Here is a 22,463-nt window from a genome sequence, read left to right as displayed (position 1 = left end):
TTTCAATGGTTAGCTGTTGCCTGCGCGGTCCCCCGCCGTCCGCACCACCTCGGTCATCGCCGTTTCAGCGCCCGGCCTGCTTCCCGAACACCACCGTCAGATTGTTCGCGGGCATCTCGATCACCTCCGGCGTGCCGAACCCCGCCGCCGCCGCCAGCGCCGTGACCTCGCCGAGGTCGCGCAGGCCGAAGGCCGGGTCGCGTTCGCGCAGGCTCGCGTCGAAGGCGGCGTTGCCGGGTTCGAGCGGGCGGCCGGGGCGGCGGAAGGGGCCGTAGAGGATCAGTGGCGCGCCCGTGGGGAGCAGGGCGCCCGCGCCGCGCAACAGCCCCTCCGTCGCCGCCCAGGGGGCGATGTGGATCATGTTGATGCAGAGGATCGCGGCCGGCGTCTCGCCGGGCGGCAGGGTCCCCGGCCAGGCGGAGTCCGTGGCGTCGAGCCGCAGCGGCGGCAGCACGTTGGTCGCGCCCGCCTGCGTCGTCCAGCCGGCGATGCTGGCGAGCGCCTCCGGCGCCGGGTCGCTCGGCCGGAAGGTCAGGTCCGGCAGGGCAGAGGCGAAGTGGATCGCGTGCTCGCCCGAGCCGCTGGCGATCTCCAGCACCGTTCCCGCCGGCGGCAGCACGGAACGAAGGACGGAGAGGATGGCGTCGCGGTTGCGCGCGGCGGCGGGAGCGTGAAGGCGCCGGTCGGCGTCGGCGGGCGCCAACGCCGGGTCCCAGGGAGCGGGCTCTTGCTGGGTCATCGCGCGTCCTCCTCGCAAAAATTTCGCCCCGAACCATCGCCAGCGGCGCGACATCCGCTATAAGGGGCGAGGAAGCAGGCCGCCATCGCTGCGGCTCTGCATGATACGGACTGGTTTTGTTAACCGAAATTCTGATCGTCGTGGCCCTGACCGTCATCAACGGTCTGCTCGCCATGTCCGAGCTCGCGGTCGTCTCCTCCCGGCCGGCCCGCCTCAGGGTTCTCAGCGATCAGGGCAGCAAGGGCGCCACGACGGCGCTGCGGCTCTCCGACAATCCCGGCCGTTTCCTCTCGACCGTCCAGATCGGCATCACGCTCGTCGGTGTGCTCTCGGGCGCCTTCTCGGGCGCCACGCTCGGCGCGCGGCTGTCTGAATTCCTGGCCGGGCAGGGCTTCTCGCGGGTGGTCTCGGACGGGTTCGGCGTCGGCCTCGTCGTTGTCGCGATCACTTATCTCTCGCTGATCATCGGCGAGCTGGTGCCCAAGCAGATCGCGCTGCGCGATCCCGAGCGGGTGGCGGCGCGCGTCGCGCCGGCGATGCTGCTGCTGTCCAAGGTCGGCGCACCGCTGGTTTTCCTGCTCGATATCTCGGGGCGTGCGGTGCTCGCGCTGCTCGGCCAGAGGGGCGAGTCGGAGGAGAAGGTCACCGAGGAGGAGGTCCGCACCATCATCGCCGAGGCCGAGACGGCCGGCGTGCTGGAGCGCGACGAGCGCGAGATGATCTCGGGCGTGATGCGCCTGGCCGACCGTTCGGCCCGCGCCCTGATGACGCCGCGCCGCGAGGTCGAGGTGATCGATCTCGCCGACAGTGCCGACGAGATCCGCGAGCAGCTGCGCGCGACGCGCCGCTCGCGCCTGCCGGTGCAGGACGGCGAGGGGGATTCGATCATCGGTGTCGTGCTGGTCAAGGAGATGATCGACTTCCTCTCAGATGGCGGCACGCATGATCTGCGCGGGCTTGTCAGCGAGGCGCCAGTGGTGATGGACACGGCGGGCGCCCTGCAGGTGCTGCGCGAAATCCGCGCCTCGCGGGTCCATATGGCCCTGGTTTTCGACGAGTACGGGCATTTCGAGGGCATCATCACGCCCGGCGACGTGCTGGAGGCGATCATCGGCGCCTTCCAGGAGGAAGAGCAGGACGAGCCGCCGATCGTGACGCGCGCCGACGGCTCCTGGCTGGTGGCGGGTTGGATGCAGGTCGACGAGTTCTCGCACGAACTCGGCATTCCGATCCCGCGCGACGCCGATTTCCAGACGGTCGCCGGCTTCATCCTGGCCGAGCTGAACCATCTGCCGGTCGTGGGCGAGGTCTTCGAGAAGGGGCATTGGCGCTTCGAGGTCGTCGATCTCGACGGTCGCCGCATCGACAAGGTCCTGGTCAGCCGGATCGACTGATCCGGCCTTGCGGTGTTTGACGTCCGGCGGTGGCCTGTGGTTTAAGGCGGTTCAGGGGTTCACCGCGACGACCCCGTGAGGCTTCGGCCCAAGGCTCGCGTCCAATATCCTCAGCTTCAGGATGGACGCCCATGTCTTCCAACATCTCGATCAGCGCTGCCCAGTTGTCGAAGCTCGTCGGCCTGCCCGATGCGCCCGTCATCATCGATGTCCGGATCCCCGACGATGTCGCGGCCGATCCGCGCGGGCTGCCGGGCTCGGACAGCCGCTCCCACGGCGATGTCAGCGTCTGGGCCAAGGCCTATGCCGGGCAGCGCGTGGTGGTGTCCTGCCAGCGCGGCCTCAAGCTCAGCGAGGGCGTCGCGGCCTGGCTGCGCCACCACGGCGTCTCCGCCGAAAACCTCGCGGGCGGCTTCGAGGCCTGGCGCGACGCGGGCGGCCTCCTGCTGCGCAGCGCGGCGCTGCCGCCACGCGATGCCGCGGGCCGCAGCGTCTGGGTCACGCGGACCCGGCCGAAGGTCGACCGGATCGCCTGCCCCTGGCTGATCCGGCGTTTCGTCGACCGCCACGCCGTCTTCCTGTTCGTGTCGCCCTCGGAGGTCGCGGCCGTCGCGGAGCGCTTCGCCGCGACGCCCTTCGACATCGAGGGCGTGTTCTGGAGCCACCGGGGCGAACGCTGCAGCTTCGACGTCATGATCGAGGAATTCGGGCTCGCCAGCCCGGCGCTCGAGCGGCTTGCGGCGATCGTTCGCGCCGCCGATACCGCGACCCTGGAGAGCGTGCCCGAGGCTGCGGGATTTCTGGCGGCGTCGCTGGGTCTCTCGCGCATGTTCCGGGACGATCTCGCGCAGCTGGATGCCGGCATGCTGCTCTATGACGCGATGTATCGCTGGTGCCGGGATGCCAGCGAGGAAACCCATAACTGGCCGATCGGGGCCGCCACTGCCAAAGGGCCGACATCGTGACTTCCCTCTCATCCAACGACGCCTCCGCTGCCCGGGCCGAACTTCCGACGCTGGCGGAGGCGACGCGCGTCTGGGCGCGCATCGGCCTGCTCTCTTTCGGCGGACCGGCCGGGCAGATCGCGCTGATGCACAAGGAGCTCGTCGAGGAGCGCCGCTGGATCGGCGAGGAGCGGTTCCTGCATGCGCTGAACTACTGCATGCTTCTGCCCGGCCCCGAGGCACAGCAGCTCGCCGTCTATATCGGCTGGCTGATGCACCGCACCCTCGGCGGGCTGATCGCCGGGCTGCTCTTCATCCTGCCGGGCGCGGCGGTGATGCTGGGCCTGAGCATTCTCTACGTTCTGTATCGCGAGGTGCCGCTCGTCGACGGGCTGTTCTTCGGCATCAAGGCGGCGGTGCTCGCGGTGGTGATCGAGGCGGGCCTGCGGATCAGCCGCCGCGCCCTGAAGAACCGGGCGATGGTGGTGCTCGCCATCGCCGCCTTTCTCGCCATCTTCCTGTTCAAGGTGCCGTTTCCGGCGATCATCCTGGCTGCCGGGCTGGTCGGCTGGGCCGGCCACCGGCTGAGCCCGGCGCTGTTCGACGCGCAGGCGGGCCATGGCAGGGCGGGTCCCGCTGTCACGGGCGTCGTCGACGCGCTGTTTGCGCGCGGCGAACTCGACCATGTCCGGCCCTCGACCGGTCGGGCCTTGCGGACGCTCGCGATCTGGCTGCCGCTCTGGCTCGCTCCGGTTCTCCTCCTCTGGCTGTGGACGGGTGAGAGCAGCGTCTGGACGCAGCTCGGACGCTTCTTCAGCACGATGGCCGTCGTCACCTTCGGCGGCGCCTATGCGGTGCTGGCCTATGTCGCCCAGGCGGCGGTCGAGACCCATGGCTGGCTGCGGCCCGGCGAGATGATCGACGGGCTGGGTCTCGCCGAGACGACGCCGGGTCCGCTGATCCTGGTGCTGCAGTTCGTCGGGTTTCTCGCCGGCTACCGCGGCGGGGGCGCGTTGTCGCCGCTTCTGGCGGGTAGCCTGGGCGCATTTCTGACGCTCTGGGTGACGTTCGCGCCCTGCTTTCTCTGGATCTTCCTCGGCGGTCCCTATGTCGAGGCTCTGCGCGGCAACCGGGCGCTGTCGGCGGCGCTGGGCGCGATCACGGCCGCCGTGGTGGGCGTGATCATGAACCTCGCGCTCTGGTTCGGCCTGCACGTTCTGTTCAGGGAGGTCCGCCCGGTCGCCGTTCTCGGGCTCTCGCCGGACTTTTCGGTCCTGGCGTCGCTCGACTGGCGCACCGCGCTGCTCAGCGCCGGCGCCATGGTCGCGATGCTGCGCTTCAAGGTCGGGATGATCCCGACGCTCGCCGTCTGCGCGGCAGCCGGCGTCCTCCTGAGCCGCCTGCCGGCCTGAGCGACTTCGCTCAGCGGCGTGGAGGCTCGCCGGAGTCGATGATCCTGTACTCGGCGTCGACGATCTCGCCGCGCGCGGGCGAGGGCGGACGCTCGGAAAAGGCGCCGGGCGCACCGAAGCCCGCGGCCTTCATGCGGCGGCGCAGGCGCCAGATCGCGATGGCGCCGGCCAGCGCCGCGACCGGCAGCAGGATCAGGGCCAGGCTGGCGGCCAGCAGGAAGAGCACGACGCCGATCACCAGGCTCGCAGCCATCGCCAGCCAGGCGGCCCAGCGTGGCATCGCCGCGGCGCGGCCGCCGATCTGCTCAGAGAAATTGACCCGGATCATCTGCTTTCGTTCCTGACCTCTCCCCAAGCTAGGTCCGAATTGCGGCGAAGGCGAGATCACCCGTGGTCGCCGGCTCAGCCTTCGCTCCGGTCGCCATCCTGCCAATCATAGAGCCAGGCATAGCGTCGGCTCAGACCCTCGGCGCCGAGATGGCGCAGGGCGAGGTCGCGCCCGATGGCGAGCGGCCAGCCGAGATGGAAGCTGCGGCCATTGCCGCGGCTCGCCTCCTGGACACGGGCGACGCGGGCGGCGCGAGCCGTGGCATAGGCGGACAGGGCGGCGGGAACGGCTTGCGGCCCCTCCGTCTCCAGCGCCTGGGCCAGGAGCCGCGCCAGCACTGCCGCATCCTCGATCGCCAGCGAGGCGCCCTGGGCGAGGAAGGGCAGCACGGGATGGGCGGCATCGCCCAGCAGCGCGATGCGGCCCTGCGCCATCGCGGCCGGCTTGCGGTCGAACAGCGACCAGACCTGCCAGCCCGAGGCCACGGCGACGAGATCGCGCAGTCCCTGCGAGGCCTGGGCGACGGTGCTGGCTGGCAGGCGCGGATCGCCTTCGCGCGACCAGCCCTCGCGGGCCTCCGCGCTGCGGCGGATGATGACGAGATTGGTCTCGCGCCCGGCTGCGACCGGGTAATGCACGGCGTGGCGGCCGTCGCCGAGATGGAGCTGGACCCGCGCCGGGCCGCGCTCACTGGCCGGCGCCAGCGCCCGCCAGGCCTCGAAGCCGGTGAAGACCGGGGGTGAGGTGTCGCCTACGGCATCGCGCAGGCGGGACCAGAGCCCGTCGGCGCCGATCAAAGCGAGGCCCGACAAGTGCTCCGACTGTCCGCTGGTGCCGGTGAGCGTGGTCGAGACGCCGTCGGCCTCCTGCGTCACGTTCTCGAGGCCGCGGCCAACGACGAGGCGGATATTCGGCATGCTGCGGGCGGCATCGAGCAGGACGGTGTGGAGGTCGCTGCGCTTGAGCAGCCGGTAGGGCGTCGCCAGCCGCTCGGGATGGGACGGCATCTCCAGCAGCGCCAGGCCGTCGCGCCAGCGCCGGACCGCCAGGCCATGCGAGGAGACGGCGACGCGACGCAAGGGCAGGGCGAGGTCGAGGCCGTCGAGAACGCGTCCGGAGTTCGGGCTGATCTGCAGTCCGGCGCCGAGTTCGCCGAAGCCGGTGCGCTTCTCGACCACGGTGACGGCGATGCCGCGGCGGGCCATCGCCAGCGCGGCGGTGAGCCCGCCGATGCCGGCGCCGGCGATCAGGACATGGGGAGCGGGCACGCGGCTCAGGCCTTCGTCGTCGAGGCGGGACGGCAGCCCCCTGCGCGAGGCGTGCCGCAAGGCCGCCGGGGCGGCCGGCTCAGGGGAAGGGTGCCGTCAGGCGGCCTGGGCCGTCTCGTGATGGGCGCATTCGGGCGGCGAGCAGGTGCCGGCCTTCAGGTTCGCGTCGAATTTGTAGAGCGTTGAGCAATAGGGGCAGACGATCTCATGGTCGGCGCCCATGTCGAGATAGACATGCGGGTGGTCGAAAGGCGGCTTGGCACCGATGCACATGAATTCGCGCGCACCGACATGGATGACGGCGACGCCCTTGTCGTTGTGGAAATGCGGAATGCCGTGATCGGCCATGATTGTCGCTCTTGCTTCGTGATGTGGCATCAAACTATCGCGCCGGGCGGCTGCGCGCCAGTGCGCGATTGTCTCAGCGTGGTGCCGCCGGGCGCGGGCTCGGTCCAGTGGCGGCCCGATCCCGTTCCCCCCGCTTGCGGTGGGGAAGGGTTAGGGATGGGCGGCGGCCAAGCCAGAGCCCTTTTCTGGGTCGTAGCGCCGAGCGGCACTGCCCCCCACTCCGGCCCTCCCCACCGCAAGCGGGGGGAGGGAGGCGCGTCGGCGATGCTTCGCTCGCGTAATTCTCAGCGCGGTGCCGCCGGGCGCAGGCAGGCCTGGGCGAGCTCGGTGACGCGCCCGCGCCCGACCTCGTCGAGCCGGTCCGCCAGCGTCGCCGCCCACAGCCCCTCCCGCTTCAGCGAATCGGCGGTGCAGACGCAGAGCCGCTCGCAGGCCTCCGCGCCGAGCGGTCCGGCGGCGCAGCTGCTCTGGCAGGACAGCATGAAGCCGCGCTCCTGCGAGGCGGGCGGCGAGGGGGACAGCTGCAGGGCCAGCATCAGCGCGCCGATGAAGACCGGCTGATGGACGAGATAGACCAGAAGGCTATGGCGGCCGCCCCAGGCGACGATCCGGGCCGGCAGCGAGGCCGGACGCCAGGCGGCAAAGCGGCTGCCGACCAGTCGCGGCAAAGCGAGCCGCGCCAGCACGACGCCGCCGAGCACGCAGCCGAACCATGGAAAGACCGGCACGAAATCCGCGGTCACGATCGGCGCGCGCGAGAATCCGAGCCAGGCGAGGGCAGGCTGGTCGAGCAGAGGATGGGCGACGAGGACCGGCAGGGCGAAGGCGACGATCGCAGCGACCGCCACGGCGGCAACCGGCAGGCGCAGGAAGGGCAGAGCGAGCACGCTGCCGAGCGTGACATGATGCAGGATGCCGAAGAAGATGAAGCTGCGCGGCATCGCAAAATAGGTCGCGAGCGTCACCAGCGCGGCGGCACCCGAAACCATTGCGAGCCGCTTCAGGAAGGCGGGCCGGTTCAGTCCGGTCCGGGTGGCCAGCACCAGGCTGATGCCGACCAGCGTCAGGAAGGAACCGGCGATCAGCCTCGCGAACCAGCGCCAGCCGGGTTCGGAGGGGACATGTGTCTCGATCAGCCCGAAATAGGAAAGATCATAGGCGAAGTGGAAGACGAACATCGCCAGAAGCGCGAGGCCCCGGGCGAGGTCGACGGCCTCCAGCCGCAGGCGCGGCGAGGGGGCGGCAGGGGGAGGCGGGACGGCGCTCATGCCGGCCTTCATAGGCAGGCTGCGCTGCGGCCGCTACCCAAGCCGAGGCGTTGGTGGCATGGGAGAGCGCAATTCCCGCGACGGTAACGGTGCGCCATGCAGAGCTTCTCTTCCGACGGCGTCAGCCTCGCCTTCATCGATCTCGCCCCCACCGGCGATGTCGACCGCCATGCCACCGTGGTCCTGGTCCATGGCTTCGGCTCCAGCCACATGGTCAACTGGGTCAACACGCAGTGGACGAAGACGCTGACCCATGCCGGCTACCGCGTCGTCGCGCTCGACAATCGCGGCCATGGCCAGAGCCAGAAGCTCTACGAGCCCGCCGCCTATTCATCCCAGATCATGGCCGAGGATGTGCGGCGGCTGATGGACCATCTCGATATCCCCCGCGCGGTGGTGATGGGCTATTCGATGGGCGCGCGCATTTCCGCCCATCTGGCGCTGGCGCATCCGCAGCGGCTGACCGCGCTCCTGCTCGGTGGGCTCGGCATCCATCTCGTCGAGGGCGTCGGCCTGCCGCTGGGCATTGCGGACGCGATGGAGGCGCCCTCGCTTGATGGCCTGACCGACCCGATGCAGCGCATGTTCCGCGCCTTCGCCGAGGCGACGAAGAGCGACCTGAACGCGCTCGCCGCCTGCATCCGCGGCTCGCGGCAGACGCTGAGCGAGGCCGAGGTCGGCCGGATCGCGGTTCCCACGCTCGTCAGCGTCGGCACGACGGACGATGTCGCGGGCTCGGGCCCGGCGTTGGCGCGGCTGATCCCGGGTGCGGAGGCCTTCGACATCCAGGGCCGCGACCACAATCTCGCCGTCGGCGACAAGACCCACAAGCAGGCGGTGCTCGACTTCCTGTCGCGTTTGTGAGGTTGCCGGGGGGCGGTTCGAAAATCCCCTGATGACAAGCCTTTGCGGAACGGTTTTGACAAAGTGAATCCGGCGCACCACATCCGGAACCGCGTGCGGCTCGCAAACAGCTTTGGCGTCGATGCCGCCTCGGATGCTAGGATCGGCATCGCCGAACGACTTTCGCGGAGAACAACCATGTCGTCAGGACGCTCCGTCGTCGAAGCCCGCGACCCCAAGAGCGGGCTCGAACGGCTCGATCCCGTCTGGTCCCGGCTCCGGCGCGAGGCGGAAGCCGCCGTCGCCGCCGAGCCGGCGCTGGGCAGCCTGATCGTCGCCTCCGTGCTCAACCAGCCGAGCTTCGAGGCGGCGGTGGGCCACCGCGTCGCCGCGCGGCTCGGCCATCCCGCCGTGACCGCGGATCTGATCGAACAGGCTTTCGCCGAGGCGCTCGCTGCCGATGAGGCGATTGGCGCCGGCATGCGTGCCGATGTCGTCGCCGTGCTCGACCGCGACCCGGCCTGCTACCGCGTGCTCGAGCCGGTGCTGTTCTTCAAGGGCTTCCACGCGCTGCAATGCCACCGGCTGGCGCATTGGCTGTGGCGGCGGGACCGGCGCGATTTCGCGCTCTATCTGCAGAGCCGCGCTTCCGAGGTCTTCCAGACCGACATCAACCCCGCCGCGCGCATCGGCAAGGGCATCTTCCTCGACCATGCCACCGGGCTCGTCGTCGGCGAGACGGCGGTGATCGAGGACGACGTCTCGATGCTGCACGGCGTTACGCTGGGCGGCACCGGCAAGCAGGGCGGCGACCGCCATCCCAAGATCCGCAAGGGCGTGCTGCTCGGCGCCGGCGCCAAGATTCTCGGCAATATCGAGGTCGGCCAGTGCTCGCGCGTCGCGGCGGGCTCGGTCGTGCTGGCAAGCGTGCCGCGCAACAAGACGGTCGCGGGCGTGCCGGCGAAGGTGGTCGGCGAGGCCGGCTGCGCCGAGCCCTCGCGCTCGATGGACCAGATCCTCGGCGGCGATTGCGGCTCCTATATCTGAGGCTGGCGGCCTCAGCGCAGGCCCGCTCGTGATGTTGAAACACGCGGTCGTCCCGGGCTTGGCCCGGGACCCATTCCGGAACCTCACCGGGACGTGCCCCGGAATGGATCCCGGATATTCGCGGAGTTCATCCTTGGGCCGATCGAAGATCGGACCCGAGGGCTTCGTCCGGGATGACAACGCGTTTCGTTCGAGAGACCGACAGTCCTACCCCTGTGAGACCAGCCAGGCGGCGATCTCGGCCTGGCGCGGATGCGGGCGCTCCGCCGTCGCCGGCGCCACGGTCAGCCGTTCGCTGAGCGGCAGCGGTGGCCGGAGCGGCGCGACGAGCCGGCCCTGCGCCAGCAGCGGCGCGACCAGCGAGAGCCGTCCCATCAGCACGCCGGAACCCGTCAGCGCCGCATCCAGCGCCAGGCTGTAGAGCGAGAAGCGCGGGCCGCGTGACGCATCGAGGGTGCGCGCCGCGCTGGCATAAGCGAGCCAGCGCGCCCAGTCGCTCTGCCAGACGGCATCGTGCAGCAGGGTCTGGCCGGCGAGATCGGCGAGCGTGCCGATGCGCTCCGCGAGAGCGGGCGCGCAGACCGGCAGGATCGCATCCTCGCCCGGCAGCGTCAGCGCGTCGGGAGTCGAGCCAGGCTCGCGGTAGAAGATCGCGAGGTCATGCGGCTCGCGGCGCGGATCGGGCGGCGACTCCATGGCCGCTATCGAAACCTGCAGATCCGGCCAGGCGCGCTGCAGGGCGGGCAGGCGCGGCGAGAGCCAGAGCTGGGCGATGCAGGGCAAAGCGGCGATGGTGAGCGCGCGCTGGCTCTCGCTCTCGCGCAGGCTCTGGGCGGCCTGGGCCAGGATGTCGAAGCCGCGCGTCAGCCTTGGCAGCGCCTCGCGCGCGGCGACCGTCGGCACCACGCCCTGCGGCAGCCGGCGGAAAAGCGGCAGGCCGAGAGCGGCCTCGAGCTGGCGGATCTGCTGGGTGACGGCGCCGGGCGTGACGCCGAGTTCGGCGGCGGCCTCGGTGAAGCTTTCCAGACGCGCCGCGGCCTCGAAAGCGCGGAGCGCCTTGAGTGAGGGCAGGCGGGGGCGGGGCGGCTTGACGGCCATGGAAGGGTCCGGCGGGAGGCTGAGATTTTCTCCGCCTTCGCGCGACGAATACTCGTTTGCGCCAGGCGGCGCAAACCGCTCCTATGGCTTCGGTTTCAGGCAGGCCCCGTCGGGGCGGGAGAATGGCGATGACGGCACTGGGCAGGCGCGACTGGGTTCCCGCGGCGAGCGAGGATTATGTGCTCGGAATTGCCGCCGGCGTCAGCGGCCAGCCGCTCGACGCGATCGAGGCCAGGCTTTCGGAGCTGACGGCGGAAAACCGCAACATCCATGAGCGCGACTGCTTCAACCTCAACCCCGCGACCAACATCATGAACCCGCGCGCCGAAGCGGCGCTGGCGTCCGGGCTCGGTGCGCGGCCCTCGCTCGGCTATCCCGGCGAGAAATACGAGATGGGGCTGGAGGCGATCGAGCAGATCGAGGTCATTGCCGCCGAGCTCGCGGCCGAGGTTTTCGGCGCGACATATGCCGAGATCCGCGTGCCCTCGGGCGCCATCGCCAATCTCTACGCCTTCATGGTCGCCGCCAAGCCCGGCGACTGCATCATCGCGCCGCCGCCCTCGATCGGCGGGCATGTCACGCATCACGGCGCCGGTGCGGCCGGGCTCTATGGCATCGTCACCCATCCGGCCCCGGTCGATCCGGTCAACTACACCGTCGATGTCGCGCAGTTGCGGGCGGATGCGCTGCGGCTGAAGCCGAAGATGATCACTATCGGCGCCAGCCTGAACCTGTTCCCGCATCCGATCCGCGAAATCCGCGCCATCGCCGACGAAATCGGCGCGCTCGTGCTGTTCGACGCGGCCCACATGTCGGGGATGATCGCCGGCCAGGCCTGGCAGCAGCCGCTGGAGGAGGGCGCCCATCTGATGACGATGAGCACCTATAAGAGCCTCGGCGGCCCGCCCTCGGGCCTGATCGTCACCAATGACGCCGCCATCGCGGAACGGCTCGACGCCATCGCCTATCCCGGCCTGACGGCGAATTTCGACGCGGCGAAATCGGCCTCGCTCGCGATCACGCTGCTCGACTGGAAGGCTTTTGGCCGCGATTACGCGCAGATGATGGCCGCCACCGCCAAGGCGCTGGGCGAGGCGCTCTGCGAGCGGCAGGTGCCGGTCTATGCCCGCGAGCGCGGCATCACCACCTCGCACCAGTTCGCGATCGAGGCGCATGCCTATGGCGGCGGCCAGGCGGCGGCGCAAAAGCTGCGCGCCATCAACATCCTGAGCTGCGGCATCGGCCTGCCACTCCCGGAGGTGGCGGGAGACGTCAACGGCCTGCGGCTGGGCACCCCCGAGATCGTCCGCTTCGGCATGACGCCAGCCGACATGCCCGAACTCGCGGCCTACATCGCCGAAGGGCTGAACGGCTCGCGCCCGGCGGAGGCGATCGCGCGGGACGTGACGGCGTTCCGGGGGAAGTTCCGGGAGCTGTGTTTTATGCGGTGAGGGGGGAGGGCCCTTAGCTGACGCTTAGAAGGTCCGCTTTCGGCATTCCACCTGGCGTGGAGAACCGACGACCGCGATAGCAAGGATTTTTCGGCGCGGCTTGGTCGGCGGGATCGTGTGAAGCGCGGGCCATCCAGCGGTCAGAGCGACAGGTTAACCTTTGTGATCAGCGGCGCAAGCCGGGACCGGAACGCCCTGCGCGGGACCGTCGGCGCCGAGCGGAAATGGGAGAAAGGGCTTGCTCTAGCTGCCGCGGCCGACGGCGAATCCGCGCAGCAGAGCTGCAGTTAGGGCGGTTATGCCGTGCTACGCTACGCTTGGTGCGCCCTTCGGCTCTCCCGCTGATGCGACCGGTACATCCGCGGCAACGCACCCAACCGGAGAGCAGGCAGGCGTCGTGGCCGACGCCGGCAACCCCGACATCGAGGCTCGCCGATAGTTCTGTCCAAGGCCACCGATCACAAGGGCGGCGGCCGGTCGAAAGAGGCTAGCGTGCTGGAGTTCCCGGCTCGGCGATGCAGCCGGATGCGATGTTTTGCGGCTGCATGCGGGCGAATGGGCAATTCCTCGTAATGACCCAGGAATTTCGCTAGTCAGATGCTGCGATATGTTCTATATTTGTTCTAGTGGTTGGCGGGGTGGGACGTGGCCCCATTTGGTAAACTATAGGGGTGGCACAATCTCCGGTTTCAACAAACGGTGTGGAAGGACCGATTGCAGGCATCGCTTGGCCGGATGCTGGACTTTGCGAATCGTGCTTACATCGCCCCATGGTCAAATAGCGCATCCGCGACCCACTACACGACTTGATCACGTTCGATCTTGATCTCGAAGTAGAGAACGTGCTCTGGCGGGTTCTTGAAACGCGACCTTTTCAACGTCTTCGTCGTGTAAAGCAGCTCGGATTTTCTGATTTGGTCTATCCAGGTGCCAGTCATTCGCGCTTCGCGCACAGCATCGGCGTTTTTCACACGGCTCGTCAGCTACTCGATGTGGTTCATAGAATAAAGGGAGATAGGGAAGTCAGTCGCGAGAAAATGGCTTTGTCAGCTGCTCTTATTCATGATCTCGGCCATGGTCCCTTCAGTCACGCATTTGAGAAAGTTGGTGAGAGGTTAGGTTTAAAACTCGCCGATCATGAGCATGTTAGCGATCTTCTTATTAGGAATGGAGAAGTTGCCGAGATTCTGAACGAAATAAGCAGTGCGTTTGCTATCGATGTTGCTGATATGGTGAAGAAAGAAGGCAGAAAAACCGTTCATAATGCGGTCGTCTCTAGTCAGTTTGATGCAGATCGGCTTGACTACATGCGTCGAGATCGGCTTATGAGCGGCACTCAGCATGCGGCAATAGATTTCGCATGGCTGATGGCGAACCTAGAAATTGCTTCGGTTCCAATCGGTTTGGATGATGCTCCGCTTGGTTCAATCGAAACATTCGTGATCGGGCCTAAAGCTATTCACGCGGCTGAGGCCTACGTCCTTGGTTTGTTTCAGCTTTACCCGACGGTATATTTTCATAAAGCTACCAGAGGGGCAGAAAAAATTTTCACCGAACTGCTCGTGCGCATGGTCAACTTGGCGCGTGGGGGCATAGTTCATGCCACCGGCCTGCCGGTCGGGCATCCTCTCATCCGCTTCGCCCTCAATGCTGAAAGTCTAGAAAGCGCTCTTTGTCTTGATGATTCTGTCGTTTGGGGTGCGCTGTCCTTAATGGCTGAAGCGAGTGACGCCATGATTAGTGAGCTCGCAACACGGTTGAGAGATCGCAAGCTTTACAAATGCATCGACGTTCGAAGCAGGATTGTGCATGAATTTGACCCTGATAGCACTGGTGATTCTCAGTATATAATGAGTATTGAAACATGTTGCGCAAATGTTAATAAGAAATTAAGTGAATGGATTAACGATAAGGGCGGCGATTCTCCTCGTGTCATTTTGGACGAGGCAGCACGCTCGCCATACAAGGTGGGAGAGGGCTCTAAAGGGCCCGCGGAGCGGATTAATGTTCGGACTGAAGGCGGCCAGCTTGTGGATCTAAAAATGCGCTCCCGGGTGGTAGCAGGCTTGGCCGATTTTCGGCTATTTCGCGCTTATTACAACGAGTCCGATTCTGAAGCGCGCTCGGCGATCACCCAAATTATAGACTCGGAGGTAGCTGCATGCCGGTCAATGACCCACTGAAGGTTGCGGCAATAATTGCAGACGCTGGAGGGCGTGTCGTCGGCCGTACCAGGCTGCAGAAAATTGCCTATCTGCTGACCGTCGCCGGTTTAGAAACCGATTTGTCTTTCAGCTACAAGCATTACGGTCCGTTTAGCGAGGACTTGGCTTCTTCAGCCCAACTTGGTGCTTTGCTCGGATTGTTCAATGAGTTCGAGCAGCCGACCTCCTGGGGAGGTTCGTATTCAACATATGTCTCTGCTGCCCCGGCTGTCCCGCATGTGGGAGCCCGGCAGGAATTGGCGCGCGCAGCCGCTAGTGCTGATGCGGTAGAGCTTGAATTGGCGGCAACGGCTGTTTTTCTCTCTCGGGAAGGTTATGGCAATCCGTGGGAGGAGACCGCCCGCCGCAAGCCGGAGAAGGCTGTCAACGGTAGGATAGACCGTGCAAAGGTGCTCTTGCGCACACTTGCCAGCATTCAGACGCCCACGCCGCTGCCCGCGTTAGCTTGACCCCGGCTTTCTGCCTCATCTCGTCGCCTTGGCCTCTCCGGAGGCCTTGTCGGTTACAACTCGCTCATCAATCAGCGCGCTGCGGCGATCTGCGTGGCGGCTGGCGCCAACGCCGCTGCAGCCTCCCAGGCGGGCTGATACCATTCCAGGACGACGCCGCCGCGCATGCCCCGCGGCACGTGCATCGCTACGACGACCAGCCAAAGCCGCACCGCGGCCGCTAGCGCATTCGTCAATGCGTCCGCGCAGAATGACGCGATGTGCGACTTGTCAACACGCACTCTGACGGACCACGCGCAGCAGCGTATCGCTGCTGACTTGGCAGCAACCGTCAGCAAGTGGCGCAACACCTCCGCACAAACTTATCCCCGCAATCCAAACCCTTCTCATAATCGCCCCACCTCATACCCGAGGGGCAGCCATCCGGAAGGCACAGCCATGGTGGGGATGGGTGCGGCGCCTGCGGCCAGCCTTGCAAGCTGGACTCGGGAGGCTTCGGGGCACCGCCCTGGGGGTACTACGGCCCCTGTGCGAGGAGCTCGCTGGAAAGGTGGCTGGCATCACGCCTTCGTCCCATGCCGGACGGCGCGACAACCCGATGAGGGGAACTGGCGTCTAGGGCTCGCGGCGGAGGATGGCCTTCGACCCGATAAGCGCGGCCCGGAGACGAAAAACGCCGACAAGCGGAGCGCCACGGGGCGTGCGGATGGTGGCTCAATCCATCCGCGCCGCATCCTGGCTCAACGGATGCGGATTTCAGGCTACGCGCCTCGCGGCGCTCCGCTGCCCCTCACTCACGACGCCTGCGTGGAAGCGCCGGCGGAGATGTCGGCTGGGTGCATGACCCACGCCGCGCGCCCCCCTTGCCCACAGGGAGGAGGGCTGTGCCGTGGACCGTTGGCGCTCGGGCGCGGCGCGCATGGCTCGCCCGCGCCAGCGTGGGTGCTCCGGTTTCCCGGACCTCTCGCAGCCATCAGGGATCGATGATAACCCTCGCTTTCGCTCGCAAACGCGGAGTCCCACCGAACATCGTGATCGGGAGCAGGCTCATGATCGAACCGATGATCCAACATCTGTCGGCGCGCGACGATCTGACGGAGCTGGACGTCCAGCTCCTGCGCTCCCTGCCGCTGCATGTCCGGTCCTATGACAAGGGCCATGAACTGGTTCAGGCCCAGAGCTGGCCGAAGGAAAGCTGCCTCCTGGTGGAAGGCATCGCCGGCCGCGAATTGTCGAAGGCCGACGGCACGCGGCAGATCAGCGCCCTGCATTTCGCCGGCGAAATCGTCGACGCCCCATCCTTCATCCTCAAGCAGATCGACCATTCCGTCGTCACGCTGACCCGGTGCAAGGCAGCCTTCATCCCCCATGGCGAGATCAAGCGGATCACCGAAGCCTCGCCCCATCTGGCGCGGCTGCTCTGGCTCGGCACCGTCGTGGACGGGTCGATCCAGCGCGCCTGGATCGCTGCCCTGGGCCGCAGCGACGCGCTGGCTCGCCTCAGCCATGTGCTGTGCGAGATCTATCTCCGCATGAGGATGGTGGGGCAGGCCTCCGGCGACCGGTTCGAGTTCGGCTTGAGCCAGGCCCAGCTCGCGGATTGCCTGGGCATGTCGCCCGTCCACATCAACCGGTCGATGCGCGAACTGCGCGCGCGCGGACTGGTCGACTGGGAGAGCCACGAGGTCGTCATCCACGACTGGGCCGAGCTGGTCCGGACGGCCCAGTTCGACGGGACCTATCTCAACCTCATCAAGCTGCCGCGCTGACCCTGTCGCCGCTTCTTTCGGCGGCTGGCAGAGAGGGGGTTGCGCGGCACGGGCCCTGAACCGCCTCCAGCCTGTTCCCGACCGGCGATCGGCCTTCGGCATGGCGGCACGAGCCGCGTCGCGGCCGCCGGGCCCTTGCGGCAGAAGGGGATGAAGCGGCTTGCCGGCTTGCCCTCACCCGCCGGCCATGGCATCCGTCCGGCCACTTTGAAAGGATCCGTCCCATGGACAAGACCGAACTCGCCAAGCTCGAGGGCTATCTGCGGCGCACCTTCAACAATCACGGCATCAGCGTGCGCGCGCGGATGAAGAAGAACGATTCGGCCGAGGTCTATCTCGCCGACGAGTTCATCGGCATCATCCATGTCGACGACGAGGATGGCGACCGCTCGTTCAACTTCACCATGGCGATCCTGGACGTCGACCTCGAGGATTGACGGGATTTCGCGAGGGCGGCCGTCCGACGCGACCGCCTGCGCTTCCGGTGCTCACCGACAGATGTCCGCTGCGCTTACGGTTCTCGCCGGCCACGCCAGCCGGCTCGTCCTGGCGAAATCCCGGCGTTGCGTGTGACCGTCAGCGGATCAGGCCGTCGATGGTGCGGCGGACGCCGCCGAGCATCAGCTCCCAGTCGGCGATGATGGCGCGGGGGAAGCGGAGGTTCACGTCCAGGCCGCGATGCCGGAAGGTGACGCGGCAGGGCTCGTCGAGATCGTGGGTCCCGGTGCGGGCGGCCTCGATCGGGCAGCGGGCGGCGAAACCGCGCCCGTCGGGCACCGAGACATAGAGTTCGTCGCCTTCATAGGGCGAGCCCTTGCGAAAGCCCCGCACGACCAGCCCGCCGGGGTTCGACCAGACGGTCGGCGTCAGGAAGCGGGCATAGACCGAAAGCTGCGTCTGCGGCTCGTTGACCTTGTCTGGCGGGCTCAGCGTGACGAGGAGGCGCTGGCGGTTCTGCAGCGCGCCGGGGCCGGTCTGGGCCGGGCCGAGGCTCGGCCAGTCGAGCCTGAGGCGGACCATGCCGACGAGGCGGCTGGAATCGTCGGCTTCCGTGCCGGTGAGATCCTGCGGCACCATCAGCGAGACTGCACCGATCCGGGCTGGCGAGATCACCGGCTCGAGCGGGACCTCGCGATGGCCGAGATAGAGCGCGAGCCCCGTCGCGCCCGCGCCGCACAGCATGATGGCGACGGCTGCCTTCAGCAGAGCGCCATCGGCGCGCGGCAGCGGCGGGGGCGGGCGTTTCAGCCGCGTGCGTACCGCCTCTGCGAGCGCGGCGGCCGCCAGAGCGTGGTGCGCCGGCTGCGCGCGATCGACGGCGGGATCCTGGGGATGATAGGCGGTCACGTCCAATTCCGTCTGGCTGTCGTGCCAGTCAAGCATCCGGCCGTTAACGCCGCGTAAACCATGGCGGCCGGCGAGGCACGCCGCAGCGTTAACCACTACTTCAGGCTTTCCTTCACAGTTTGTAAACCATGCGGCACTGTCCCGGCGTCGAGACCGCCGGAGCAGACTTCCTTGACGATCGAACCCGCCGCCATCGAAGTGCTGAAGGCGCTGGTGATCGGCTTCGCCTTCGCGGGGCTGCTCGCCTCGGCCTTCGAGCTCTTCACCGCCCAGCGGGCCGATTTCCGGCTGTTGCAGGCCGGCGGGCTGGTCGCAGTCGCGAGCGTCCCGGTGGTGGTGTTCAGCGCGCCCTTCCTGATCCTGCGCAATACGGTGCGCGGCCGCCGTATCGAGGGCCGCCCCATCGTCTTCGTGATGATCGCCAGCATGATCGCGTCGGTCTGGAGCATCCTGTCCGGCCGCGTCGTTCTCGATCTGCTCAACGCGCTCGCCTCTTGACGGCGCCAGCGGCCGGCGGCCACTTCTGAGCGCGTCACCGCGCGAAAGGACGACCGGCCATGCCTCTCTATGCCCTCGACGGACAATCGCCCGAGACACCCGGCGACGGGCAATGGTGGCTGGCGCCCGACGCCCATGTGATCGGCCGTGTCAGGCTCGGCGTCGATGTCGGCATCTGGTTCGGCGCCGTGCTGCGCGGCGACAATGAATGGATCGAGATCCGGGCCGGCAGCAACATCCAGGAAGGCTGCGTGCTGCACACCGACATGGGCTTTCCGCTCGTCGTCGGAGACAACTGCACGATCGGCCATCGCGCCATCCTGCATGGCTGCCTGATCGGCGAGAACAGCCTGGTCGGCATGGGCGCGACGGTGCTGAACGGGGCCAAGATCGGCCGCAACAGCCTGGTCGGGGCCAATGCCCTGGTCACCGAGGGCAAGGAGTTCCCGGACAATTCGCTGATCGTCGGGGCGCCGGCGAAGGCGATCCGTACGCTGGACGAGGCCGCAGCGGCGGGCATCGCCGCCTCGGCGCGGGGCTATGCCGCCCGCTGGAAGCAGTTCGCAGCGGGGCTCGTGCGGCTCGACTGAACGATCTTGCGGAAACGAAGCGGGCCGGCCCCCGGGGAAGGAGCCGGCCCTTGGCGAAACCCGGCCTTGGGGACGGGTGGGTGGGGACGTGACCAAGTCTCGCCGTCCAGACGGACCGGGACCCGGTCCGTGTTCAGCCGTCGCGCTCGTCCCGGCGCGACAGAATCTCAGCGGACCGAGGCGACCGTGGAGGTCTGCGCGCCGCCGAGAGAGGTCCAGCCGGTCCGCATCTGCGACTCGCGCTTGACGTAGACGTAGCCGGTCTGGCTCCAGGGCAGGACGGCGTTGCGCTTGTTGTCGAGGATGAAGTCGCCGCGGTCGGTGCGGATCATCATCACGGCATGGCCCGCATTCTCCTCGTCGATCACCACGGTCATCACCATGGCGCGGCGCGGGACGCCGGCTTCGGCCAGGCGCTTGCGCTTCAGCAGCGCGAAATCCTCGCAGTCTCCCTTGCCGTCCGTGGGCAGGTCCCAGCGGTCGACGACGCCCCAATGGTCCTCGTCGGTGACGGCTTCGATCTCGCGGTTGACCCGGGTGTTCACCGCCACGATCGTCTTCCAGAGCTTCGGCGTCATCTCGACGATCTCGGGCTCGCGGAGGTCGACCCGGCATTCCGCAGGGGTGCGGCGGCAGAGATCGTTCCAGGCATAAGGAGCCCGGGCATCGCCGGACGCCGCCGCCGGCAGGCTGGCGACCGGCACGCCCGCCGTCTGGGCAGACGCGCCCGATGCGAGGCCGGTCATGAGCAGGCAGGCAAAAGCAACGCCGAGAGTGGTCGTGGTCTTCGAAGGCATGTCGTCCCCTTTCTGGTCCCTGGGGAGGACGATGCCGTCGGCTCATGGATTTGACTTGAAATGAAAGCGAACAATTCTAGTGAATTCGCCGATGTCTCCCGGCAATGAATCTTAGTCTAAATCGCCAAGAAAGCAGTCGTCAGCAAATCGGCAGGATCAATTCAGCGGCTGTTAACTATCGATCAGCCTCGGGTAGGGTCTGCTTAACCATGCGTGGCAGGGGGGCCTTGCGGCGGCCGGCACCTTCGGGCTGCTCGGGCAGACCGGCGTCGACCAGCCGTCGCGCCTCGATCTCGTCGATGCGCGTGAACAGGAAAGCCGGATCGAGGGCCTGCAGGGCGGGGCGGCTGGTGAAGCCCCAGGTGACGGCGCCGAAGTCCATCCCGGCATCGGACGCCGCCTCGAAGTCGCGGATCTCGTCGCCGATGCAGAGGCAATGCCTGTGCTCGACGCCCGCACGTCTGGCGATCTGGCGGAATTTGCCCGCCTTGCCGAAGAGGCCGGCGCCGCAGGCATAGTGGCTGAACAGCGCGGCCGTCTCCGGGCCCAGCGCGCGGCGGATGTTGCGCTCGGTGTTGGAACTGACGATGGCCAGCACGAGGCCAGCCTGGCGCAGGTCGCGCAGCATCGCCTCGCTGCCGGGAAAGAGCGGCGCGGGCTCGCCGTCATCCGTGGCGAGACGGCGCATGTGGCGGGCGATGAAGGGCAGCTTCCAGGCGGGGATGCCGAGATGAACGACGAGCTGGCGGGCGCTGAGGCCGCGCAGCCGCTCGACCTCGTGCAGCTCGACGCGGCGGAAGCGGTAGCGCGCCGCGACATCGTTCAACACGCCCGTGAACCAGGGGAAGGTGTCCGCCAGCGTTCCGTCGAAGTCGAAGATGATCAGCTTGTAGGGCATGCCCGGCCGGCGCAGCGTTGCAGAACCCACAGGCTATGGCGGCTGCGGTTGGCCGGCGCAAGCAGGGTTCGTGCCGAAGGCGGCGTCGGCAGCGGCGGCGCGGTCGTCTTGCGTCAGAGCTCGAGGTTTTCGTCGAGGAGGTCGGCCGAGAGGGGGAAGCGGAATTCCGCGGCATAGCCGCCGTCGAATCGACGCACGATCTTCGCGGGCGTCGAGCCGATGCGCAGCGGCGTGTTCATCGGCAGGTCGAGATCGCTGGTGAAGGCGGAGCCCGAGAGCGAGATGTCGATCAGGCGCACGACATGTTCCGTGCCGTCCTCGAGCGCCACGACAGCGCGCGGGTTGCGCGGCACGATGCGCTCGTGGCGGCGATCCTCGGGCAGGCCGAGTTCCTCGCGATTGGCGAGCCAGGTCAGCTGGGCGGTGAATTTCTCGCGCTTGCGGCTGGTCGCGGTGATCGTCATCGCGAAGCCCTCCATCGTGGTGCGGACACAGGTGCCCTCGATGCGGCCGAGATGTTCGAGATAGACGATGACGCGATCGCCCGGGTTGGCCCGGGCCGGAGCGGCCAGGTGCACGCCGCCGGGCGAGATATCGATCGACTGGCAGGGGTATTCCATGCGGTTGGGCAGCATGTAGCGGCCCAGAAGGACGACCTTCATGCGATGATGGCGCCTGCGCTCGGCAGTGCGTGCAGCCGTCCGGGGCGGTTGTAGGGCGCTCAACATCAAGGGTCAGCCTGCTTTCGGGCCGATCCTATAAGCCATCTGGTTAACGCATGGTGTGTTCGTCAGGCGCGTCCGCCCGGCAGGACCATGAATTTCGGTGGCCGCCCGCGTGCCGGAACGGGGGTCGGCTGGCGCGGTGCGAGGCCGGGCCAGAGCATGCGCAGCGAGATCATCCGCATCGACTCGATGGTGTCGAGGCCGAGCCATTCCGGGGTTGCGGCAGCCGACAGGGAGCCCAGCATGCGGGCATGGGTGCGGCCGCGGTAGCGCAGCGGCAGCAGCAGCAGTTCGAGATAGACCGGCGCGCCTGTGCGGGTTTCGCCGGTCAGGCCCGCCACCGCGCCGGCCGTCTCGTCCATCACGGTCTGGGCGAGGCGGCGCATCTCGGCCTGCGACTCGACGTCGGACCAGAGCGCGGTGAAGGCGCGACCGCGAAGCTCGTGGCCGAGCAGCGCACAGAGCCGCGTGCCCGCAAGCCTGAAGACAGGTCCGATCGGTTCATTCTCCAGGACGAAGGTGTCGGCCAGTGCATGACGCAGGGCGCCCGGCTCGATCTCGCCGCGCTCGGGTGCCGAACGCTCTCCACGGAGAGCGTCCCAGTACTCGAAGACGAGGCGCGTGCTTGAATTCTTCATTCCGGTATCCAGTGCTGCCGGCCGCCGCCACTGCCGACCCGCCGTCCCGCGTTGGCGCAGAACCGTCAGGAGGCGGGACGAATCGGCCCTTCGATCGGCGAAGGACGCAGGCGCCATGCCGTCTTGCCATGCCGGCCGTTGGCTGTTCGGGTAAACGGTGCGTTAGGGTTAACAAGACCTTTCGATTGTGGATAACCCACTAAAATGATTATCAAATTGTCTGTTTTTGTGGGGCGGCTTCAGCCCCGCAGACGGAGGGGCCGGCGGGGATGTGAACGTGGCGTCGAGCCGGCTGGCTCGCGCCCGATCGGCCGGGGCGAGGGGGGCGGCGCAAGGCCGCTCCCCTTTTTTCATCGCCGCCCTGCGCGCTCGCTTGCCAGCGGAGGC

23 protein-coding genes are annotated in these 22,463 nt (G+C 67.6%); 12 read left to right on the top strand and 11 right to left on the bottom strand.

The window, feature by feature from the left end; genetic code table 11:
• Positions 1 to 64: 64 nt before the first annotated feature.
• Entirely contained in the window at positions 65 to 739 is a 675-nt protein-coding gene (locus Q8M82_RS05195) for a DUF938 domain-containing protein (RefSeq protein WP_305690314.1), read from the bottom strand.
• Positions 740 to 870: 131 nt separating this feature from the next.
• Here Q8M82_RS05195 and Q8M82_RS05190 point away from each other — a divergent pair, with 131 nt between their 5' ends.
• From Q8M82_RS05190 to chrA, 3 genes are all read left to right on the top strand, one after another.
• Entirely contained in the window at positions 871 to 2,133 is a 1,263-nt protein-coding gene (locus tag Q8M82_RS05190) for a hemolysin family protein (protein ID WP_371126239.1), read from the top strand.
• Between the two features lie 131 nt (positions 2,134 to 2,264).
• Positions 2,265 to 3,098, top strand: a complete 834-nt coding sequence (locus tag Q8M82_RS05185) for a sulfurtransferase/chromate resistance protein (RefSeq protein ID WP_305690312.1) — start codon at positions 2,265 to 2,267, stop codon at positions 3,096 to 3,098.
• Entirely contained in the window at positions 3,095 to 4,489 is a 1,395-nt protein-coding gene (chrA, locus tag Q8M82_RS05180) for a chromate efflux transporter (protein ID WP_305690311.1), read from the top strand. Before Q8M82_RS05185 ends, chrA begins: the two co-directional genes overlap by 4 nt.
• A gap of 10 nt (positions 4,490 to 4,499) precedes the next feature.
• On the opposite strand, the gene Q8M82_RS05175 is transcribed toward chrA, so the two are convergent.
• From Q8M82_RS05175 to Q8M82_RS05160, 4 genes are all read right to left on the bottom strand, one after another.
• Positions 4,500 to 4,817, bottom strand: coding sequence for a hypothetical protein (locus Q8M82_RS05175; protein WP_305690310.1), 318 nt, complete (start codon positions 4,815 to 4,817; stop codon positions 4,500 to 4,502).
• Positions 4,818 to 4,891: 74 nt separating this feature from the next.
• Positions 4,892 to 6,085: an FAD-dependent monooxygenase gene (locus tag Q8M82_RS05170; RefSeq protein ID WP_305690309.1), complete on the bottom strand. Its 1,194-nt coding sequence runs from the start codon at positions 6,083 to 6,085 to the stop codon at positions 4,892 to 4,894.
• Between the two features lie 96 nt (positions 6,086 to 6,181).
• Positions 6,182 to 6,433: a zinc-finger domain-containing protein gene (locus Q8M82_RS05165; protein ID WP_305690308.1), complete on the bottom strand. Its 252-nt coding sequence runs from the start codon at positions 6,431 to 6,433 to the stop codon at positions 6,182 to 6,184.
• 284 nt (positions 6,434 to 6,717) lie between these two features.
• Positions 6,718 to 7,701 (bottom strand): heparan-alpha-glucosaminide N-acetyltransferase, encoded by a 984-nt coding sequence (locus Q8M82_RS05160; protein WP_305690307.1) that lies wholly within the window; start codon positions 7,699 to 7,701, stop codon positions 6,718 to 6,720.
• A 96-nt stretch (positions 7,702 to 7,797) separates the two neighbouring features.
• Between Q8M82_RS05160 and Q8M82_RS05155 the strand changes: the two genes are divergently transcribed.
• Positions 7,798 to 8,565 carry an alpha/beta fold hydrolase gene (locus Q8M82_RS05155; RefSeq protein ID WP_305690306.1) on the top strand — a complete coding sequence of 256 codons (768 nt, stop codon included), beginning with the start codon at positions 7,798 to 7,800 and terminating at the stop codon, positions 8,563 to 8,565.
• 177 nt (positions 8,566 to 8,742) lie between these two features.
• Positions 8,743 to 9,591: a serine O-acetyltransferase gene (cysE, locus tag Q8M82_RS05150; RefSeq protein ID WP_305690305.1), complete on the top strand. Its 849-nt coding sequence runs from the start codon at positions 8,743 to 8,745 to the stop codon at positions 9,589 to 9,591.
• A gap of 207 nt (positions 9,592 to 9,798) precedes the next feature.
• Here cysE and Q8M82_RS05145 read toward each other — a convergent pair whose 3' ends face one another.
• Positions 9,799 to 10,689 carry a LysR family transcriptional regulator gene (locus tag Q8M82_RS05145; protein WP_305690304.1) on the bottom strand — a complete coding sequence of 297 codons (891 nt, stop codon included), beginning with the start codon at positions 10,687 to 10,689 and terminating at the stop codon, positions 9,799 to 9,801.
• A gap of 128 nt (positions 10,690 to 10,817) precedes the next feature.
• Between Q8M82_RS05145 and Q8M82_RS05140 the strand changes: the two genes are divergently transcribed.
• The 5 genes from Q8M82_RS05140 (at position 10,818) to Q8M82_RS05120 (ending at position 17,020) form a co-directional block, all read left to right on the top strand.
• Entirely contained in the window at positions 10,818 to 12,140 is a 1,323-nt protein-coding gene (locus tag Q8M82_RS05140) for a serine hydroxymethyltransferase (RefSeq protein ID WP_305690303.1), read from the top strand.
• A gap of 806 nt (positions 12,141 to 12,946) precedes the next feature.
• On the top strand, positions 12,947 to 14,323 hold the full coding sequence (locus Q8M82_RS05135; protein WP_305690302.1) for an HD domain-containing protein: 1,377 nt from the start codon (positions 12,947 to 12,949) through the stop codon (positions 14,321 to 14,323).
• Positions 14,302 to 14,814 (top strand): hypothetical protein, encoded by a 513-nt coding sequence (locus Q8M82_RS05130; protein WP_305690301.1) that lies wholly within the window; start codon positions 14,302 to 14,304, stop codon positions 14,812 to 14,814. The genes Q8M82_RS05135 and Q8M82_RS05130 overlap by 22 nt, the downstream gene beginning before the upstream one ends.
• Before the next feature lie 1,049 nt (positions 14,815 to 15,863).
• Positions 15,864 to 16,583, top strand: a complete 720-nt coding sequence (locus Q8M82_RS05125; protein WP_305690300.1) for a Crp/Fnr family transcriptional regulator — start codon at positions 15,864 to 15,866, stop codon at positions 16,581 to 16,583.
• Between the two features lie 224 nt (positions 16,584 to 16,807).
• Positions 16,808 to 17,020: a DUF3126 family protein gene (locus tag Q8M82_RS05120; RefSeq protein WP_054141925.1), complete on the top strand. Its 213-nt coding sequence runs from the start codon at positions 16,808 to 16,810 to the stop codon at positions 17,018 to 17,020.
• 139 nt (positions 17,021 to 17,159) lie between these two features.
• Here the strand turns inward: Q8M82_RS05120 and Q8M82_RS05115 are convergent, their stop codons facing one another.
• Positions 17,160 to 17,930 carry a hypothetical protein gene (locus tag Q8M82_RS05115; protein WP_305690299.1) on the bottom strand — a complete coding sequence of 257 codons (771 nt, stop codon included), beginning with the start codon at positions 17,928 to 17,930 and terminating at the stop codon, positions 17,160 to 17,162.
• 171 nt (positions 17,931 to 18,101) lie between these two features.
• Here Q8M82_RS05115 and Q8M82_RS05110 point away from each other — a divergent pair, with 171 nt between their 5' ends.
• Entirely contained in the window at positions 18,102 to 18,428 is a 327-nt protein-coding gene (locus tag Q8M82_RS05110; RefSeq protein WP_305690298.1) for a DUF6949 family protein, read from the top strand.
• Positions 18,429 to 18,487: 59 nt separating this feature from the next.
• Complete coding sequence (locus Q8M82_RS05105) at positions 18,488 to 19,018, top strand: gamma carbonic anhydrase family protein (RefSeq protein ID WP_305690297.1); 531 nt, start codon at positions 18,488 to 18,490, stop codon at positions 19,016 to 19,018.
• Positions 19,019 to 19,185: 167 nt separating this feature from the next.
• Here Q8M82_RS05105 and Q8M82_RS05100 read toward each other — a convergent pair whose 3' ends face one another.
• From Q8M82_RS05100 to Q8M82_RS05085, 4 genes are all read right to left on the bottom strand, one after another.
• Positions 19,186 to 19,815, bottom strand: a complete 630-nt coding sequence (locus Q8M82_RS05100) for a transglutaminase-like cysteine peptidase (RefSeq protein WP_305690296.1) — start codon at positions 19,813 to 19,815, stop codon at positions 19,186 to 19,188.
• A gap of 175 nt (positions 19,816 to 19,990) precedes the next feature.
• Positions 19,991 to 20,743 carry an HAD hydrolase-like protein gene (locus Q8M82_RS05095; protein WP_371126237.1) on the bottom strand — a complete coding sequence of 251 codons (753 nt, stop codon included), beginning with the start codon at positions 20,741 to 20,743 and terminating at the stop codon, positions 19,991 to 19,993.
• 83 nt (positions 20,744 to 20,826) lie between these two features.
• Complete coding sequence (locus Q8M82_RS05090; protein WP_305690295.1) at positions 20,827 to 21,441, bottom strand: PilZ domain-containing protein; 615 nt, start codon at positions 21,439 to 21,441, stop codon at positions 20,827 to 20,829.
• A 62-nt stretch (positions 21,442 to 21,503) separates the two neighbouring features.
• The gene (locus tag Q8M82_RS05085; protein ID WP_305690294.1) at positions 21,504 to 22,076 is read right to left on the bottom strand and encodes a PAS domain-containing protein; all 573 of its coding nucleotides are present in this window, start codon (positions 22,074 to 22,076) and stop codon (positions 21,504 to 21,506) included.
• Positions 22,077 to 22,463: the final 387 nt, after the last annotated feature.

This window comes from Allobosea sp. (genome assembly GCF_030694325.1).
Lineage (GTDB): Bacteria > Pseudomonadota > Alphaproteobacteria > Rhizobiales > Beijerinckiaceae > Allobosea.
The sequence above is the reverse complement of the archived record's forward strand: the minus strand, read 5'-3'. Positions and strand labels throughout refer to the sequence as shown.